The sequence below is a fragment of the Cupriavidus sp. C3SS-1 genome (assembly GCF_057073755.1).
Window position 1 is genome coordinate 1,331,087 of sequence record NZ_CP172700.1, and the last position, 15,284, is coordinate 1,346,370.

At 66.8% G+C, this 15,284-nt stretch carries 15 protein-coding genes; 11 read left to right on the forward strand and 4 right to left on the reverse strand.

The genetic code is table 11. The features are described from left to right. Complete coding sequence (locus ACIGJC_RS22165) at positions 1-1,650, reverse strand: FAD-binding protein (RefSeq protein ID WP_483714337.1); 1,650 nt, start codon at positions 1,648-1,650, stop codon at positions 1-3. Positions 1,651-1,662: 12 nt separating this feature from the next. Continuing rightward, positions 1,663-2,301: a 2Fe-2S iron-sulfur cluster-binding protein gene (locus ACIGJC_RS22170; protein WP_483714506.1), complete on the reverse strand. Its 639-nt coding sequence runs from the start codon at positions 2,299-2,301 to the stop codon at positions 1,663-1,665. 110 nt (positions 2,302-2,411) lie between these two features. On the opposite strand from ACIGJC_RS22170, the gene ACIGJC_RS22175 reads away from it, so the two are divergent. From ACIGJC_RS22175 to ACIGJC_RS22185, 3 genes are all read left to right on the forward strand, one after another. Next, positions 2,412-3,854, forward strand: coding sequence for an anion permease (locus tag ACIGJC_RS22175; protein WP_483714338.1), 1,443 nt, complete (start codon positions 2,412-2,414; stop codon positions 3,852-3,854). 96 nt (positions 3,855-3,950) lie between these two features. Next, the gene (locus ACIGJC_RS22180; protein ID WP_483714339.1) at positions 3,951-4,817 is read left to right on the forward strand and encodes a DUF2950 domain-containing protein; all 867 of its coding nucleotides are present in this window, start codon (positions 3,951-3,953) and stop codon (positions 4,815-4,817) included. Beyond that, the gene (locus ACIGJC_RS22185) at positions 4,814-5,941 is read left to right on the forward strand and encodes a DUF3300 domain-containing protein (protein WP_483714341.1); all 1,128 of its coding nucleotides are present in this window, start codon (positions 4,814-4,816) and stop codon (positions 5,939-5,941) included. The genes ACIGJC_RS22180 and ACIGJC_RS22185 overlap by 4 nt, the downstream gene beginning before the upstream one ends. A gap of 30 nt (positions 5,942-5,971) precedes the next feature. On the opposite strand, the gene ACIGJC_RS22190 is transcribed toward ACIGJC_RS22185, so the two are convergent. Further along, the gene (locus ACIGJC_RS22190; protein ID WP_483714342.1) at positions 5,972-6,922 is read right to left on the reverse strand and encodes a LysR family transcriptional regulator; all 951 of its coding nucleotides are present in this window, start codon (positions 6,920-6,922) and stop codon (positions 5,972-5,974) included. Between the two features lie 100 nt (positions 6,923-7,022). On the opposite strand from ACIGJC_RS22190, the gene ACIGJC_RS22195 reads away from it, so the two are divergent. From ACIGJC_RS22195 to ACIGJC_RS22215, 5 genes are all read left to right on the forward strand, one after another. Next, positions 7,023-7,829: a gamma-glutamyl-gamma-aminobutyrate hydrolase family protein gene (locus ACIGJC_RS22195; RefSeq protein ID WP_483714343.1), complete on the forward strand. Its 807-nt coding sequence runs from the start codon at positions 7,023-7,025 to the stop codon at positions 7,827-7,829. Positions 7,830-7,861: 32 nt separating this feature from the next. Beyond that, a complete protein-coding gene (locus ACIGJC_RS22200) occupies positions 7,862-8,959 on the forward strand; it encodes a M14 family metallopeptidase (RefSeq protein WP_483714344.1) in 1,098 nt (365 codons plus the stop codon). Between the two features lie 47 nt (positions 8,960-9,006). Further along, positions 9,007-10,311: an MFS transporter gene (locus ACIGJC_RS22205; protein ID WP_483714345.1), complete on the forward strand. Its 1,305-nt coding sequence runs from the start codon at positions 9,007-9,009 to the stop codon at positions 10,309-10,311. Between the two features lie 124 nt (positions 10,312-10,435). Then, entirely contained in the window at positions 10,436-11,518 is a 1,083-nt protein-coding gene (locus ACIGJC_RS22210; protein ID WP_483714346.1) for a porin, read from the forward strand. Positions 11,519-11,651: 133 nt separating this feature from the next. Next, entirely contained in the window at positions 11,652-13,568 is a 1,917-nt protein-coding gene (locus tag ACIGJC_RS22215; protein ID WP_483714347.1) for a PAS domain-containing hybrid sensor histidine kinase/response regulator, read from the forward strand. A 126-nt stretch (positions 13,569-13,694) separates the two neighbouring features. Here the strand turns inward: ACIGJC_RS22215 and ACIGJC_RS22220 are convergent, their stop codons facing one another. Beyond that, positions 13,695-14,093 (reverse strand): DUF1801 domain-containing protein, encoded by a 399-nt coding sequence (locus ACIGJC_RS22220; RefSeq protein ID WP_483714348.1) that lies wholly within the window; start codon positions 14,091-14,093, stop codon positions 13,695-13,697. A gap of 307 nt (positions 14,094-14,400) precedes the next feature. Between ACIGJC_RS22220 and ACIGJC_RS22225 the strand changes: the two genes are divergently transcribed. From ACIGJC_RS22225 to ACIGJC_RS22235, 3 genes are read left to right on the forward strand one after another with little or no spacing between them, the layout of a single operon-like run. Next, the gene (locus tag ACIGJC_RS22225; RefSeq protein WP_483714349.1) at positions 14,401-14,661 is read left to right on the forward strand and encodes a hypothetical protein; all 261 of its coding nucleotides are present in this window, start codon (positions 14,401-14,403) and stop codon (positions 14,659-14,661) included. Positions 14,662-14,710: 49 nt separating this feature from the next. Then, the gene (locus ACIGJC_RS22230; protein WP_483714141.1) at positions 14,711-14,971 is read left to right on the forward strand and encodes a hypothetical protein; all 261 of its coding nucleotides are present in this window, start codon (positions 14,711-14,713) and stop codon (positions 14,969-14,971) included. Positions 14,972-15,015: 44 nt separating this feature from the next. Next, complete coding sequence (locus tag ACIGJC_RS22235) at positions 15,016-15,276, forward strand: hypothetical protein (protein WP_483714351.1); 261 nt, start codon at positions 15,016-15,018, stop codon at positions 15,274-15,276. Positions 15,277-15,284 lie beyond the last annotated feature (8 nt).

Consider the following 15,284-nt stretch of genomic DNA (forward strand, 5'->3'; position numbering starts at 1 on the left):
TCACCGCGTGCCGCCGACTGCCCGGCCACGCGCGCCGGCGTTCAGCCCGGCATCAACGCGCAGGTCGAAATGCGCATACCCCGGGAAGAGCTGGGGCGCCTTGACGTGCAGCGGCAGCCCGGCCAGCGTCAGTTCGCGCTGCCACGCATGCACATGGCCAATGCCTGCACGCGCAGCCATCAGGCCTCCCCTGGCCTGCGCCGCGGCGGCGCCGGCACGCCTGCCCATGCTCAGGATGTCCAGCAGCGCATTGCCCATCAGCCGGTTGCGGCCATGGATGCCGCCCGTGACCTCGCCGACGCAGTACAGCCCTGGCACGCTGGTCGCACCGGTCTTGTCGATGGCCACGCCACCATTCTGGTAGTGCAAGGTCGGATAGACCAGGAACGGCTCCTGCGCGGCGTCCTGCCCGCACTTGTGCGCCAAATGGCGCAGCGTCACGAGCCGCTTGGCGAGGATGCCGGGATTCTCCATTTCCAGCGTCGGGGTATCGAGGAACACCCCGACCTGTTCGCCGCGCACGATACCGCGCCCCTGCGCGCATTCGCGCAGGATGGCCGACGCCACCACGTCGCGCGGCTTCAGTTCGTCGACGAAGCGCTCGCCCTCGCCGTTGAGCAGCTTCGCGCCAGCCGACCGCGCCGCTTCCGAGATCAGGCCGCCGGCAAGATGCGGCGGGTAGGCAATGCCGGTCGGGTGGTACTGGAACGAGTCGAGTTCGCGCAGGCGCGCCCCGAGCCGGTAGGCGAGCACCAGCCCGTCGGCCGTGGCGCCGTAATGGTTCGAGGTCGGGAACGCGTTCAGATGCAGCCGCCCTGCCCCGCCCGTGGCCAGGATCACGGCACGCGCGCGCACTAGCACGAACGTGCGCCATTCGAGGTTGTAGATCACGGCCCCGGCGCAGCGGCCTCGCTCGTCGGACAGCAGCTCGACCACCGGGCAGCGGTTCCACACCGCCACGCCGGGCTCCATGTCGACCGCCTCGCGCAATACGCGCATCATCTCCAGGCCCGTGTAGTCCCGGTACGAAAGGATGCGCGCGGCGGAAGCGCCGCCGGGCTTCTTGCGCATCAGGTTGCCGCCGAAGGGCCGCTCCTCGTCCTGGTCGAACATCATGCCCAGCCGGATCAGCCAGCGGATCACGTCGGGGCCATCCATCACCATCTGCGCGACCAGTTCGGGATCGCCGCGGAAATGCCCGGCGCGCAGCGTGTCCTCGAAATGGAGCTGCGGGCTGTCGTCCTCGCCAATGGCCGCCTGGATGCCGCCTTCCGCCATCACGGTATTGCTGTCGCCCATGCGCAGCTTGGTGGCCAGGATCACCTTCGCGCCCTGCCCGGCCGCAGTCAGCGCGGCGGCGCAGCCGCCACCGCCTCCGCCGATGACCAGGACATCGGTCGAGACCAGCTGCGCGCCGGCCATGTCGACGTCGTCGATCAGCGCATTGGCCTGCAGGCTGCGCGCGAGATCGGGCTGGCATGGGTCACCGCGATTGACGCCGACCGCCAGCGCCACGCGCGCATTGGGCCCGTGATCGGGGTGGTAGCCCTTCAGGAGTTCATCGACGGCGATCTCTTCGCCCCGCATCGTCGTCGCCACGCCGGGGCGGTAGCGGCTGCGCGCGTCTTCGTAGGGAATACCCGCTGGCATGATCGGTCTCCCTCAGGCCGGTGGCCGCGCGCCGGGCGCGTCGAAATCGATGGCCATCTGGCCGCTCTCGATCTGCTGCAGCCGCAGCATCAGGTTGGCCGGGCGCAGCGTCTGCGCGGCGATCATGCGCCGCACGAACAGGCCGAGATGGTTGGGGCGGATATGTTCCGGGCAGGCCAGCGTGCAGAGGTTGCACATGACGCATTCGTCGAACACGCGGCTCGCCGCGGTCAGCCTGCCTTCCACGGCGCTGCGCACGCCCTCTTGTACTTCGAGGCCCTTCGGACAGGCGCGATCGCAGCCGCTGCAATGGCGGCAATGCGCGGCCTCCGGGAACACGCCAGCGATCGTGCTCAGTGCGTCCCAGCTGTCGCCGATCTCCTCGATGCGGTAGACGTGCCGCTCCGACTCCGTGAAGTAGTCCAGGAAGGCGACCTGCATGCCGTCCTCGACCAGCGTCTCGCAGGCCAGCGCGGTCTTCACGTCGGGCTCGCCGGTGCGCCGCACCATGACGCGGCAGGACCCGCATACTCCCTGGCCCATGCAGCCGACGCCTTCGACCAGCGTTTCGCCGGCATGCATGAACGCCTGCAGGATGGAGCAATTGGCGGGCGCCTCGACCGGGCGTCCTTCGATGCTCATACGAACCAGTCCCATCGTCTCGCCCCTGTCGCAGGCGCCGTCGGCGCCATACTGGCGTTTCCGCCGAAAAGGTCATATAAACCTTAGCACAGCGGAGGTTTTTGCAAAGGGAGCGTCGCATGCGTGCTTACTGGAAACCTCTTGCCCCCGTGCTTGCGGCGATTGTACTTGCCCTCATTCCGGCGCCGGACGGCCTTGCCCAGCACGCCTGGTATTACTTCGCGATCTTCGTCGGCGTGATTGTCGGCCTGATGCTGGAGCCCCTGCCGGGCGCGGCCATCGGGCTGATTGCCGTGACGCTGGTCGCGGTGCTCGACGAATGGGTGTTCTTCAGTCCCGAACAACTCGCCAAGCCGGGTTTCAATCCAGGCAACGCGTCGCTGGCCTGGGCGCTTTCCGGCTTCGCCAACAGCACCGTATGGCTGATTTTCGGGGCCTTCATGTTTGCCCTGGGGTACGAGAAGACTGGCCTGGGCAGGCGCATCGCCCTGTTGCTGGTGCGCGCCATGGGCCGCAAGACGCTGACGCTGGGCTACGCGGTGATGATGGCCGACGCCTTGCTGGCCCCGTTCACGCCGTCCAATACGGCGCGCAGCGGCGGCACTATCTTTCCCGTTATCCGCAACCTGCCGCCGCTCTATGACTCGAAGCCGAACGATCCGTCGGCGCGGCGGATCGGCTCGTACATCATGTGGACCGCCATTGCCAGCACCTGCGTGACGAGTTCGATGTTCCTGACCGCGCTGGCGCCGAACTTGCTGGCGGCCGAACTGATCCGCAAGACGGTGCAGGTCGACCTGAGCTGGATGCAGTGGTTCATGGCGTTCGCACCGGTCGGGATCCTGCTGTTGCTGGCGGTGCCGCTGCTCGCCTACGTGCTGTATCCACCGGAGGTGAAGCAAGGCAACGAGGTGCCGGCCTGGGCCGCGGAAGAGCTGCGCAAGATGGGGCCACCCAGCCGCCGCGAATGGCTGCTGGGCGTGCTCGTGCTGATCGCGCTGGCGCTATGGATCTTCGGCGACAAGCATATCAACGCGACCACGGCGGCGATGCTGGTCATCAGCATCATGCTGATCGCCGGAGTCGTGACCTGGGACGACATGCTCGCCAACAAGCAGGCCTGGAACACGCTGGCCTGGTTCGCCACGCTGATCGCGCTGGCCGATGGCCTGAGCCGCACCGGCTTCGTCAAATGGTTCGCCGACACCATGGCGACCCATATGAGCGGGTTTTCACCGCTGACGGCGGCGGTGATCCTGGTGCTGATCTTCTTTTTCACGCACTACCTGTTCGCCAGCGTTACCGCCCACGCCACCGCGATGCTTCCGGTCATGCTCAGCGTCGGCTCGACCATCACCGGCATGCACATGCCTTCCTTTGCCCTGATGCTGGCGCTGACGCTCGGCATCATGGGCATCCTCACACCCTACGGGACCGGCCCCAGCCCCGTGTACTTCGGCAGCGGCTACCTGCCGGCCGGCGACTACTGGCGGCTCGGTGCGATCTTTGGCGTCATCTACATCGCCGTCTTTCTATTGATCGGTGTGCCCCTGCTGCTTTGAGGCGGCACCGTCGCCGGCGTGGCACTGCGCCGGACAGAGCTTCGTGACCACAGACTAGGGATTATGAAAAGACCATCGGGAAACCTGAGGAAGTCCATGGCTGCACTGGGCTGTACCTGCGTGCTTGGCCTGGCAGCTGCGCATGCTCTGGCAGCCGAGTATTTCGACACGCCGGACGCCGCCATGAACGCCTTCGGCAAGGCCATCCGCGACAATGACGAGGCCGCGATGCAGGGCATGCTGGGCGCCAACTATCGCGACATCATCCCACCGGCCGGCGCCGGCGTCCGCAGCCGCTTCGACAGTGCCTGGGCGGTGTCGCACCGCGTGCAGCAATCCGGCAACCGCGCCACGATCGCCGTGGGCAACGACGGCTGGACCCTCCCCGTGCCGCTGGTCCGGTCGGGCAAGGGATGGCAGTTCGACACCCAGGCCGGCGCCCGCGAAATGCGTGTGCGCCGCATCGGCCGGAACGAACTTGCCGTGATCCAGACCCTGCAGGCCATCTGCGACGCGCAGGACGAGTACGCGCAGACCACCCATGACGACGAGAAACGGCTGGTCTATGCCAGCATGCTGTCGAGTTCCCCCGGCAAGCATGATGGTCTCTACTGGCCGACCGGCCCGCAGGAGGCGCCCAGCCCGCTCGGCCCCGCCTTCCGCGACGCGGGCGCGCGCAATGCCAGCCCCGAGGGCTACCACGGCTACCAGTACAAGCTGCTCACCGCGCAAGGGCCGCACGGCGACGGCGGGGCGTTGAACTACGTGGTCGACGGCAGGCTGTTCGGCGGCTTCGCGGTCATGGCGTGGCCGGTCCGCTATGGCGACACGGGCGTGATGAGCTTTATCGTCAACCACAACGGGCAGGTCTACCAGCGTGACCTTGGCCCCAGCACCGCCGGCAAGGCCGCGGCGACCAAGTCCTTCGATCCGGCGCCCGGCTGGAAGAAGGTGACGCCATGAAGCCGCGCATCCTCACCACCGCATGTTGCGCCGTGCTGATGCTGGGCGCATGCCAGACCGCTGCGCCGCCATCATCCACGGGGCCTGTGCCCGCGCTGCCCGGCGGGCCCGCCCAGGCGGCGCAGGGCGAGCCGGCGCCCTACAAGGCCGAAGAGATCGAGGCCATGGTCGCGCCGATCGCGCTCTACCCGGATCCCCTGCTCGCGCAGGTGCTGATGGCTTCGACCTACCCGCTGGAAGTCACGCTTGCCGCGCGCTGGGTCAAGGCACACCCGAACCTCAAGGGCGACGGGGCGGTCAAGGCGGTACAGGGTGAAACGTGGGATGTCAGCGTGAAGTCGCTGGTGGCGTTCCCGCAGATCCTGGAACCGATGAGCGACAAGCTCGACTGGACCCAGAAACTCGGCGATGCCTTCCTGGCCCAGCAAAAGGACGTGTTCGATGCCGTGCAGCGCCTGCGCGCGCGCGCGCGGCAGGCTGGGCACCTGGAGTCGGGGCCGCAGCAGACCGTGACTGTCGAAACGGCCGGCGCGGCTGGCGCGCCCCAGACCATCGTGCGCATCGAGCCCGCCAACCCGGACGTGGTCTATGTGCCGGTCTACGATCCGGCCGTCGTCTACGGCGGCTGGGGCTATCCGGCTTATCCGTATTACTACTGGCCGCCCTATGGCGCCTACTACCCGCCCGGCGCCGCTATCGGCAGCGGCATCGCCTTTGGCATCGGCCTGGCCGCCGCCGTCGCGATCTTCGGCAACTGCGACTGGAACAACGGCGGGGTCCATGTGGAGCACCACAAGGCCAGGAACATCGACCGCAACTTCGACGCGAGCAAGCTCCAGGGCGACCGCTGGCAGCATGACGCGCGGCACCGCCAGGGCGTTGCCTACCGCGACAATGCCACGCGCGAGAAGTTTGGGCGCAGCACCGCCGGCGCATCCGGCCGCAGCGGCTTTCGTGGACGCGACGCGGGCGGCGGCCGGGACAATGGCTTCCAGGGCGTGGGCGCTGGCGGCGGTGCCGTGCAGCGGGACTTCAACCGGGGCCGCTCCAGCCTGGGGTCCGGTGCGGGCCGGGGAGGCGGATTTGGCGGCGGACGCGGGGGACGCGGCGGCGGCCGCCGGTAGGCCACCCTAGTGCCGGCGGGCCATGCCCGCCTACCCTGCCCGGCCAGCGCTTGCCCTGGCCGCCGCAATTTCGCCTGCCGCGGCGTCAAACAGGCGGCGCACCAGTCCGAAGGCCTTTTCGGTCGCGGGGGCCAGCGTCCGCTGGCTCGGCCGGACGATGCCGAGGGTCATGTCAAGCGCTAACGGCGGCGTGACATCGAGCGGCACCAGGACGCCGGAGCGCACGGCGGCGAGCATGGCAATGTCGGTCGCCGGTACGATCGCGTCGCTGGATGCGACGATCTCCCGCACCGTGCCCAGGTCATCGGCAATCAACGCAAACTGGTCGAGCACCGGCGCCGGCAAGTCATAGCGTTGCCCCAGCTGCATCAGCATGGACGGTTCCACATAACCGGTGGCGATCAATGGATACCGGCGCAACGTCTTGCTGTCGATTTCGCGTTCCGGGGCCAGCGGATGGCCGGTGCGGGCGTACCAGCCGAAGGTGCTGCGATGCAACGGCTCGACAGAGAGTTCCGGATGCCCCTGCGCCATGCGGATGTCGCCAACGAAGAAGTCCAGCCGCTCGGCCAGCAGGGCGTCGAGCAGGCGGTCCGACGTTTCGATCAGGCTGCGCAGCCGCAAGCCGGGAGAGGTCGTGAGCAGCTCCGCCAGCATCGGCCGCAGTATCGGTTCCGCCAGCGACGAACCCATGCCCATCGTCACCGTACCGAGGTCGCCGGTGCGCATGAGGTCGAGCGTCCGGATCGCTTCTTTTTCGTCCAGCACCATCCGGCGCGCGCGGGACGCGTAGGCGTGGGCGTACACGGTGGGTTGCAGCCGCCGGTCGCTGCGATCGAACAACGGTACGCCCAACCCGTCTTCCAGCGCGCGGATGCTGCGCGACAGCGCGGGCAGGCTCAGGTGGACGGTTTCCGCTGCCGCGAGCAGCGAGCCGCTCTCCAGCACCGCCAGAAAGTGGCGCAATTGCCGTGTGTTCATGGTGACTTGCAGAGTCTGCAACCCGATATCAATTTAGTTGCAATATACAGAAGTCATCGGCCTACCTACACTGCGCTCGTCTTCCCTTGCACGCCGAGCCATGCCAGCCGCACATTCTTCCCCCGCCCGTCGACCGGTCGTGGCCATCATCACCGACCGCATCGAACTGTATAACCACGTCGCCTATTCGGCCCTCGATGGCTACGTGCGTGCCGTCGCATCGGCGGCAGGGGCGCTGCCGCTGTTGCTGCCGGCCTGCCCGGAAGCCATGGACGCCGACACGCTGATCGAAGCGGTGGACGGCATCCTGCTGACCGGCAGCCCGTCCAACGTGGCCGCGGAGCGCTACGGTGCCGCGCCGCTGCCGGCGGCCACCAGGCAGGACCTGGCCCGCGACGCCACCGTGTTGCCCCTGCTGCCCCGACTGATCGCCGCAGGCGTGCCGCTGCTTGGCATCTGCCGCGGATTCCAGGAACTGAACGTGGTCTACGGCGGCACGCTGGAGCGCGCCGTGCACGACCAGCCGGGCCGGCTCGACCACCGGGAAGGCGACCACGAACGGCCGATCATGCAGTGGTACGAGGATCGCCACGCGATCCAGGTCGTGCCGGGCGGCCGGCTGGCGGCGATCGCGCCGGACAGTTCCTGCCTGGTCAACTCCCTGCACCACCAGGGCATCGAGCGCCTCGGCGACGGCCTGCGTGTCGAAGCCACCGCCCCGGACGGCCTGGTGGAGGCTGTGTCGGTCGCGGCAGCGCCGCAGTTCACGCTGGCTGTGCAATGGCATCCGGAAATGCGCGTGGGCGACAGCGCCCTGGCGCAGCGCATCTTTGGCGCGTTCGGCGACGCGTGCGCGCAGCGCGCGCGTGCCCGCGCCGGCATCGCGCCGGCCCTGGCCTGCAATTGAGTCCCCGTCCCCACTGTAGAAGCGCAGCACCCATGCACATCCTCGACCTCCGATCGCTCTTCAGCCGCAACTACGCCGAAGCGCGCGAAAAATTCCTCGGCGCCGCCGCGCGCCGTGGCCTGGCCGTGGAGTCGTTCGAACTCCCGATGCGTGGGGCCGATGGCGAGACACTGGCCACCGACGTCGTGCTCGACGGTCCGGCCGACGCGCGCAACCTGCTGATCGTCATCAGCGGCGTGCATGGGGTGGAAGGCTATTGCGGCTCCGCCATCCAGACCGGCTTGCTTGGGCTGGGCGCCACCCATGCGGCGCACACCGCGGTGCTGCATGTCCATGCGGTCAACCCGTACGGGTTCTCGTACTCGCGGCGCGCCACGCAGGAGAATGTCGACCTCAATCGCAACTTCGTCGACTTCTCGGCCCCGCTGCCGGTCAACGCGCCCTACGCGGAAATCCATGACCTGCTGCTGCCCGACGCGTGGCCGCCCGCCGACGCCAACGAGAGCGTGCTCGACAGCTACCGCCAGAAGGTTGGCCCACGTGGCTTCCAGCGCGCCGTGTCGCTGGGCCAGTACGCGTTTGCCGACGGCATGCACTTCGGTGGCCAGGAGCCGGCATGGAGCAACCTTACGTTCCGCCGCATCCTGCGCCGCTACGCCACGCAGTGCCGGCAGATCGGCTCCATCGACATCCACACGGGCCTTGGCCCGTACGGCGTGGGCGAGCGCATTTTTGCGTGCGTGGACACGGACGGCGCGCTCGAGCGCGCCCGCCGCTGGTGGGGCGACCAAGTGACGTCGGTCAATACCGGCAGCTCCACCAGCATCCCGATGACCGGGCCGATCCAGTACGCCTTGTACGAGGAATGCCCGCAGGCGGTCCAGACCAATGTCTGCCTGGAGTTCGGCACCTATCCGACGCAGCAGGTCATCGGCGCCATGCGCGCCGAACACTGGCTGCAGCGCCGCCGCAGCGCGGATACCAGGCAGGCCGCATCCATTCGCCAGACCCTGAAGGACGCCTTCTATCCGCAGGCCGACGACTGGCAGCGCGACATCTGGGAACAGGGATGCGAGGTATTCCTGGAGACCGTGCGCGGGCTCGCCGAGACCACCGCCGGCGTGGCCTGACTGCGCCGCCGCGCAGAACAACGACAGCAATGCATTACGGAGACAACATGCCCGCTTCCACCCTACTCGATACCGGACACCCACCCGCGCCGGCCGCCGCGCGCCCGGTGATCGGCCGCGCCGCCGTTGCCGCCGCCGTCGCCGGCAACGCGCTGGAGTTCTACGACTTCGTCATCTATGCCTACTTCGCTGTCTATATCGGGCGCGCGTTCTTTCCGGTCGGTGGCGAGTTCGGCAGCCTGCTGCTGTCGGCCGCCACCTTCGGCGTCGGCTTCTTTACCCGGCCGCTCGGCGCGATCCTGATCGGCGCGCTCGCGGACCGCGCCGGACGCAAGCCGGCCATGATCCTGACCGTCGCGCTTATCACCGTCGGCACGCTGGGCATGGCCGCAACCCCGAGCTATGCCTCGATCGGCATCGCGGCCCCGCTGATCGTGGTGGCATGCCGGCTCCTGCAGGGCCTGGCGCTGGGCGGCGAAGTCGGCCCCGCCACCGCGTTGCTGGTCGAAGCCGCGCCGCCAGGCCAACGCGCCCTGTATGCGAGCTGGCAACTGGCCAGCCAGGGCATCGCGGTCGCCGTGGGAGGCCTGCTGGGCGTGGCGGTATCGCTGTTGCTGACGGCCGAGCAACTGGCGGCGTGGGGATGGCGCGTGCCGTTCCTGATCAGCATCGTGCTGGTGCCCGTGGCCGTGAAGATCCGGCGCAGCCTGCCCGAGACCTTCGAGGCCGGCACCACCCACAGCACCGGCGAGATCCTTGGCGGCGTGGTGCGCCGCTATCGCAGCTACCTGGTCCTTGGCGTGCTCATGACGCTGGCCGGCGCGGTGTCGTCGCAGATCGGCAACTACATGACCACCTATGCCATCCAGACCCTGCACCTGCCCGCGACGCTGGCGCAAACCAGCGCGCTGGCAGGTGGCGCGCTGACCTTCGTGTTCGCGCTGCTGGGCGGCTGGCTGTGCGATCGCCGTGGCCGCAAGATCGTGCTGGTGCTGCCACGGGTGCTGCTGATGCTGCTGATCGTGCCGATGTTCTCGTGGCTGATCGCGGCGCCCAGCGCATTCAGCTTCCTGACCGTGACGGCGGTGATCGCCGCGCTGACCGCCATGAGCGCGGCGGCGGCCATGGTCGTCATTCCGGAACTGCTGCCAGCGTCGTTCCGCAGCACCGGCATTTCCCTCGTGTACGCCATCGGCACGACGCTTTTCGGCGGCACCACGCAGTTCGCGGTGACCGGGCTGCTGGCCTGGACCGGCAACCCGATGTCGCCGGCCTGGTACCTGGCCATCACCAGCCTCGTCAGCCTGGTGGCGATGTGGATGCTGCCCGAAACCCGCGATGTAGAAATCTGATGCGGCGCGGGATCGGTTGATCCCGCGCCGCCCCACCGTTCGCTCAGAAAAACACGGCCCCCGCCGGGGCCGCGGGGAAACGTCTCGCCCGCAACGACGATATGCAGAGACCAAGGGAGAATCCGTGAAGCGCTTTACCATGACCAGCCTGGCACTGGCGTGCCTCGGCACCGCCGCGCACGCCGAACAAGGCGTCACCCTCTACGGCAGCGTCGACGAGGGCATTGCCTACACCAGCAATGTCCGCGGCCATTCCCTGGTGGCCACCCAGGACGGCATCAACAAGGCGAATGCCCTCGGCTTTACGGGCTCGGAGGATCTGGGCGGCGGCAAGCTGGCCTTCTTCCGCCTGGAAAACGGGTTCTCGGTCGACACGGGTGCGCTCGGACAAGGCGGCCTGTTGTTCGGCAAGCAGGCATTGATCGGCCTTGGCGACCGGGACATCGGCGATATCTCGCTGGGTCGCCAGTACGACTTTGCCTATCAGATGCTGCGCTACCTGCCGTGCCTGCAGTGCGGCATCCACAGTGTGGAGAACGCCGACCTGGACCGCGTCTCCGGACAGCGCCTGAACGATTCCATCCAGTTCCTGAGCAAGGAATTCGGTGGGTTGCGTTTCGGGGGCATCTACAGCTTCGGCACGGACTCCGGCAATTCGTCGACCAACAAGGGCCGCGCCATCAGTGGGCTGGCCCAGTACAGTGCGGCAGCGTTTTCGGCTGGCGTTGCCTACACCGATATCAACGGTGCACCGGTCTATGCGGGCCTGACGGGCGCCCCCGCCATGTTCGGCCGTTCGATCACGCCCGCCACCACGCTGTTTGCCGACAAGCAGCGCATTATTGCCACGGGTGCGTCGTACCAACTGCAGGCGCTGAAGCTGTCGGCGCTCTACACCAATACGGATCTCGCATTCGCCGGCCACCACTCGCGCGACCAGGTCCTCCACATGGGCGGCGAGTACCAGCTCAACGGCAACGTGCTGCTGTCCGGCAAGGTATCGTTCGACCGGCTCGACAGCTCGCGCTGGATCACGCTTTCCGCGGGAGTCGACTACCGGTTCTCGAAGCGGACCGACGTGTACCTAGACCTTCACACCCAGCGCGCCAGCGGCGCCGCGGGCACGGTGGGGTCGATCGCCATGGCGGGAACGTCCTCGACCGACAAGCAGTTCCTGTCGCGCGTCGGCATCCGGCACCTGTTCTGAACCCTGGCGCATTATCCGGGCCGCCCCCTCTGGGCGATGTGCGCCGAACCACAGGCGGCATGTAGGATGGAACCGGACAGCAGTCCGGCGGGCTTTAGGCCACCATTGCGGGAGCCCTATCGCCTATCCCTCCATGTCGCCATCCGGCCACCCCGCGAGCCCCGTCGTCGCGCCTGAACGGCGCGATATCTTCCGCACGCTCGTCGAAACGATTTCCGACTACGCGATTTTCCTGCTCGACACGGACGGCACGGTCATGAGCTGGAACCGGGGTGCGCAACGCATCAAGGGGTATGAGGCAGCGGAGATCATTGGCTCACATTTCTCGCGCTTCTATACCGAAGACGCCATCGCCCGTGGGTGGCCGCAGAAGGAACTGGAGCTGGCCCGGCGGCATGGCCGCCTGGAAGATGAAGGCTGGCGCGTGCGCAAGGACGGCACCCGCTTCTGGGCCAATGTCCTGATCACCGCCTTGCACAACGAGGCCGGTGAAGTGATCGGCTTTGCCAAGGTCACGCGGGACATGACCGAGCAGATGAAAGGCGCGGCCAAGCTGCGGGAAAGCGACGAGACGTTCCGGCTGCTGGTGCTGAACGTCAAGGACTACGCGATCTTCATGCTCGACCCGCACGGCCATGTCATCAGCTGGAACGCCGGCGCGGCGCAGATCAAAGGCTACCTGAGCAGCGAGATCGTGGGCCGGCATTTTTCCGCGTTCTACCTGCCCGAGGATATCGCGGCCGGCAAGCCGGAAAGGCTGATCCAGCGAGCCCGCGAGGATGGCAGCGTACAGGACGAAGGCTGGCGGGTCCGCAAGGACGGCTCGCTGCTCTGGGCCAATGTCACGCTGACCGCCATCTACGACGAGCATCGCCAGCTGCGCGGCTTCGCGAAAGTGACCCGCGACATGAGCGAGCGCAAGAAGCTCGAAGAGGTTGAAGCCTCGGCGCAGCGCATGAAGGAATTCCTTGCCACCCTGGCCCACGAACTGCGCAACCCGCTGGCCCCGATGTACAGCGCCACGTCCGTCATGGAACGGGCGCCCGGGGACGAAGCGCTGGTCAGGGCCAATCTCGGCATCGTTGCGCGCCAGCTCAGGCACCTCACCCGGCTCGTGGACGATCTGCTCGACGTTGGCCGCATCGCCGCCGGCAAGCTCGAACTGCGCCGCTCGGTGATTGCCATCCGCGAGGTCATCGCGGCCGCCGTCGAGGGAAGCGCGCCGGCACTCGACGCCAGGGCGCAGCGCATCGTCATGGATCCGGACAACGTGGAATTCCATGTCTTCGGCGATCTCACGCGGCTGGCGCAAGTGCTGCAGAACCTGCTGATCAACGCGTCCAAGTTTTCGCCGGAAGGGACCACGATCACGCTGCGCACCCAGATCAACGGGCGCACCGGGCAGGTTTCCATTAACGACCAGGGTTGCGGCATCGCTCAGGAGGCCCTGTCAAAAGTGTTCAACCTGTTCGTGCAGGGCGGCGAGCCAGGCCAGACCGGCACTGGCGGACTCGGTATCGGATTGTCGTTGTGCCGCTCGATCATCGAGCTGCACGAAGGCTCGATTACCGCGGCGAGCCCGGGCGTCGGCCTGGGCAGCACGTTCAGCGTCAGGCTGCCGATCGTCACCGAGCGGAACGCATCTGCCGCGCCGCTCATCGCTCGTCCCCGTGCCGGGCTCAACATCCTGGTGGTCGACGACAATCGCGATGCGGCCGATAGCATGGGGCTGCTGCTCCAGATGACCGGCCATGCCATCAAGGTAGCCTATGACGGCGTCACCGCCCTGCGCAGCGTGGAAGGCTTCACGCCGGACGTGGCGCTGATTGACCTTGCCATGCCCGATATGGACGGCTTCGAACTCATGCGCGAGCTGCGCGACTACGCGCACCTGCACCACACCCGTTTCTACGCCCTCACGGGTTTTTGCGAGCCTGGCATCAAGGAAGAAACGTCGCAGGCCGGCTTTCACGGACACATCGTCAAGCCGGTCGATATCGACGCGCTGGCCGAGATCCTGCGCAGCGCCGACGGCGATCCTGCCAGGTGACGTCCGGGCGAACCCTGGCTGTTTCCGCCTTCACTTCGGCTTGCGCGGGAAATACGTCACCGGCAAGTATTCATTGGCGGCGGCCTTGACGGGCCAAGCTCGCGGCAATTGCGGTCGGGCCGGCGGTCAGCGCCGGAGCTTCGACTGGTTCAGCGCCACGGCGGCCTGGATCAGTGCCTTCAGCGCCGTCTCGTCAATGTCCTCGCCCTCGTGCAGATCGATCGCGCGCCGGGTATTCCCTTCCAGGCTCGAATTGAAAAGCTGCGAAGGGCCCGGCAGCGACGCCCCTTTGGCGAAGGTCATCTTCACGACGCTCTTGTAAGTCTCTCCGGTACAGAGGATACCGGCGTGCGACCACACCGGAACGCCCCGCCACTTCCACTCTTCGACCACGTCCGGATCCGCGGCCCGGATGAGCTTGCGGATGCGGGCGAGCATTTCGCCGCGCCAGTCGTCCAGCTCACGGATTCTCTCGTCGATCAGTTGGGAAGGAGACTTGCCGTCCTGCACCTCGGGGTTCTTCATGTCCGTGCTCCTGAAGCCAAGGCGCATTCTAGCTTTCCCAGAGCGCCGCAAGGCTCGGCCGCGCCGCGGGTGTCGGTGTCCGGCAGACAGAGGTCCCGTGATCTGTTTGCCGCGGTCAGACATGCACCAGCGCAAGCGAGCGGCAACCGTGCAGGCGCCTTCTCTGTTTTTTTCTTTATCTTCAAAGACTTGAAGATGATTTTCAGGCCTGGTCCGCGGGCTGGCACACCCTATGCGTATATGACCTCGAGCGCAACACCAGATGCTCTCTAACCCAAGCCAGACCAGCCACCCAAGGAGTTACATCATGTCCCTCACCATCCAGAACCTGCCCCTCGAACAAGACCTGGACCATGCCGAGATGGGCGCCGTGCGCGGCGGCAGCCTGTTCCTGAACAATGGCGTCAACGCGATCCTCGGCGGCGCCGGCGTGTCCTTCGCCAGCCCCAACATCATCGTGGCCCCGGTCACGCAGGTCGATGCCTCGACCCGCACCAACGTCGACCTCACGAGCATCAGCAACCTGCTCAACAACGTCGGCGGCATCGTGCAGGCCGCGCAGCACTAAATCCAGTCCCTCTCATCTCGTCGATTCCAGCCTTCTCCAGGAGACCATCATGTCCTTGACCATCCAGAACCTCTCGCTCGAACAAGACCTTGACCACGCCAAGATGGGCGCCGTGCGCGGCGGCAGCATCTTCGTGAATTCCGGCGTCAATGCCATCACCGGTGGCAGCGGCGTGTCGTTCGCCAGCCCCAATACGATCTTCGCACCTGTCACGCAGGTCGATGCATCGAGCCGCACCAGCGTCGATATGAAGAGCGTGACGAACACCATCAACAACCTGGGCGGCATGGTCGCGGCCCTGCAGCACTAATCCACACCCAATCAGCGCAATCTCAGCCTACCCAGGAGACCATCATGTCCTTGACCATCCAGAACCTCTCGCTCGAACAAGACCTCGACCACGCCAAGATGGGCGCCGTGCGCGGCGGCAGCATCTTCGTGAACTCCGGCGTGAACGCCATCACTGGTGGCAGCGGCGTGTCGTTCGCCAGCCCGAATACGATCTTCGCGCCGGTTACGCAGGTCGATGCATCGACACGCACCAATGTCGATCTGAAGACGATGACGAACACCCTCAACAATGTGGGTGGCATCGTGCAGGCCCTGCAGTACTGAAGCTTCGG

Excerpts from the sequence above, each read along its gene's own strand:
- ACIGJC_RS22220 (WP_483714348.1), bottom strand. The coding sequence starts at position 14,093 with ATGAAGAACCCCGAGGTGCAGGACGGCAAGTCTCCTTCCCAACTGATC.
- ACIGJC_RS22185 (WP_483714341.1), top strand. The coding sequence starts at position 4,814 with ATGAAGCCGCGCATCCTCACCACCGCATGTTGCGCCGTGCTGATGCTG.
- ACIGJC_RS22165 (WP_483714337.1), bottom strand. The coding sequence starts at position 1,650 with ATGCCAGCGGGTATTCCCTACGAAGACGCGCGCAGCCGCTACCGCCCC.
- ACIGJC_RS22230 (WP_483714141.1), top strand. The coding sequence starts at position 14,711 with ATGTCCTTGACCATCCAGAACCTCTCGCTCGAACAAGACCTTGACCAC.
- ACIGJC_RS22180 (WP_483714339.1), top strand. The coding sequence starts at position 3,951 with ATGGCTGCACTGGGCTGTACCTGCGTGCTTGGCCTGGCAGCTGCGCAT.
- ACIGJC_RS22200 (WP_483714344.1), top strand. The coding sequence starts at position 7,862 with ATGCACATCCTCGACCTCCGATCGCTCTTCAGCCGCAACTACGCCGAA.
- ACIGJC_RS22205 (WP_483714345.1), top strand. The coding sequence starts at position 9,007 with ATGCCCGCTTCCACCCTACTCGATACCGGACACCCACCCGCGCCGGCC.
- ACIGJC_RS22225 (WP_483714349.1), top strand. The coding sequence starts at position 14,401 with ATGTCCCTCACCATCCAGAACCTGCCCCTCGAACAAGACCTGGACCAT.
- ACIGJC_RS22195 (WP_483714343.1), top strand. The coding sequence starts at position 7,023 with ATGCCAGCCGCACATTCTTCCCCCGCCCGTCGACCGGTCGTGGCCATC.
- ACIGJC_RS22215 (WP_483714347.1), top strand. The coding sequence starts at position 11,652 with ATGTCGCCATCCGGCCACCCCGCGAGCCCCGTCGTCGCGCCTGAACGG.
- ACIGJC_RS22190 (WP_483714342.1), bottom strand. The coding sequence starts at position 6,922 with ATGAACACACGGCAATTGCGCCACTTTCTGGCGGTGCTGGAGAGCGGC.
- ACIGJC_RS22235 (WP_483714351.1), top strand. The coding sequence starts at position 15,016 with ATGTCCTTGACCATCCAGAACCTCTCGCTCGAACAAGACCTCGACCAC.
- ACIGJC_RS22175 (WP_483714338.1), top strand. The coding sequence starts at position 2,412 with ATGCGTGCTTACTGGAAACCTCTTGCCCCCGTGCTTGCGGCGATTGTA.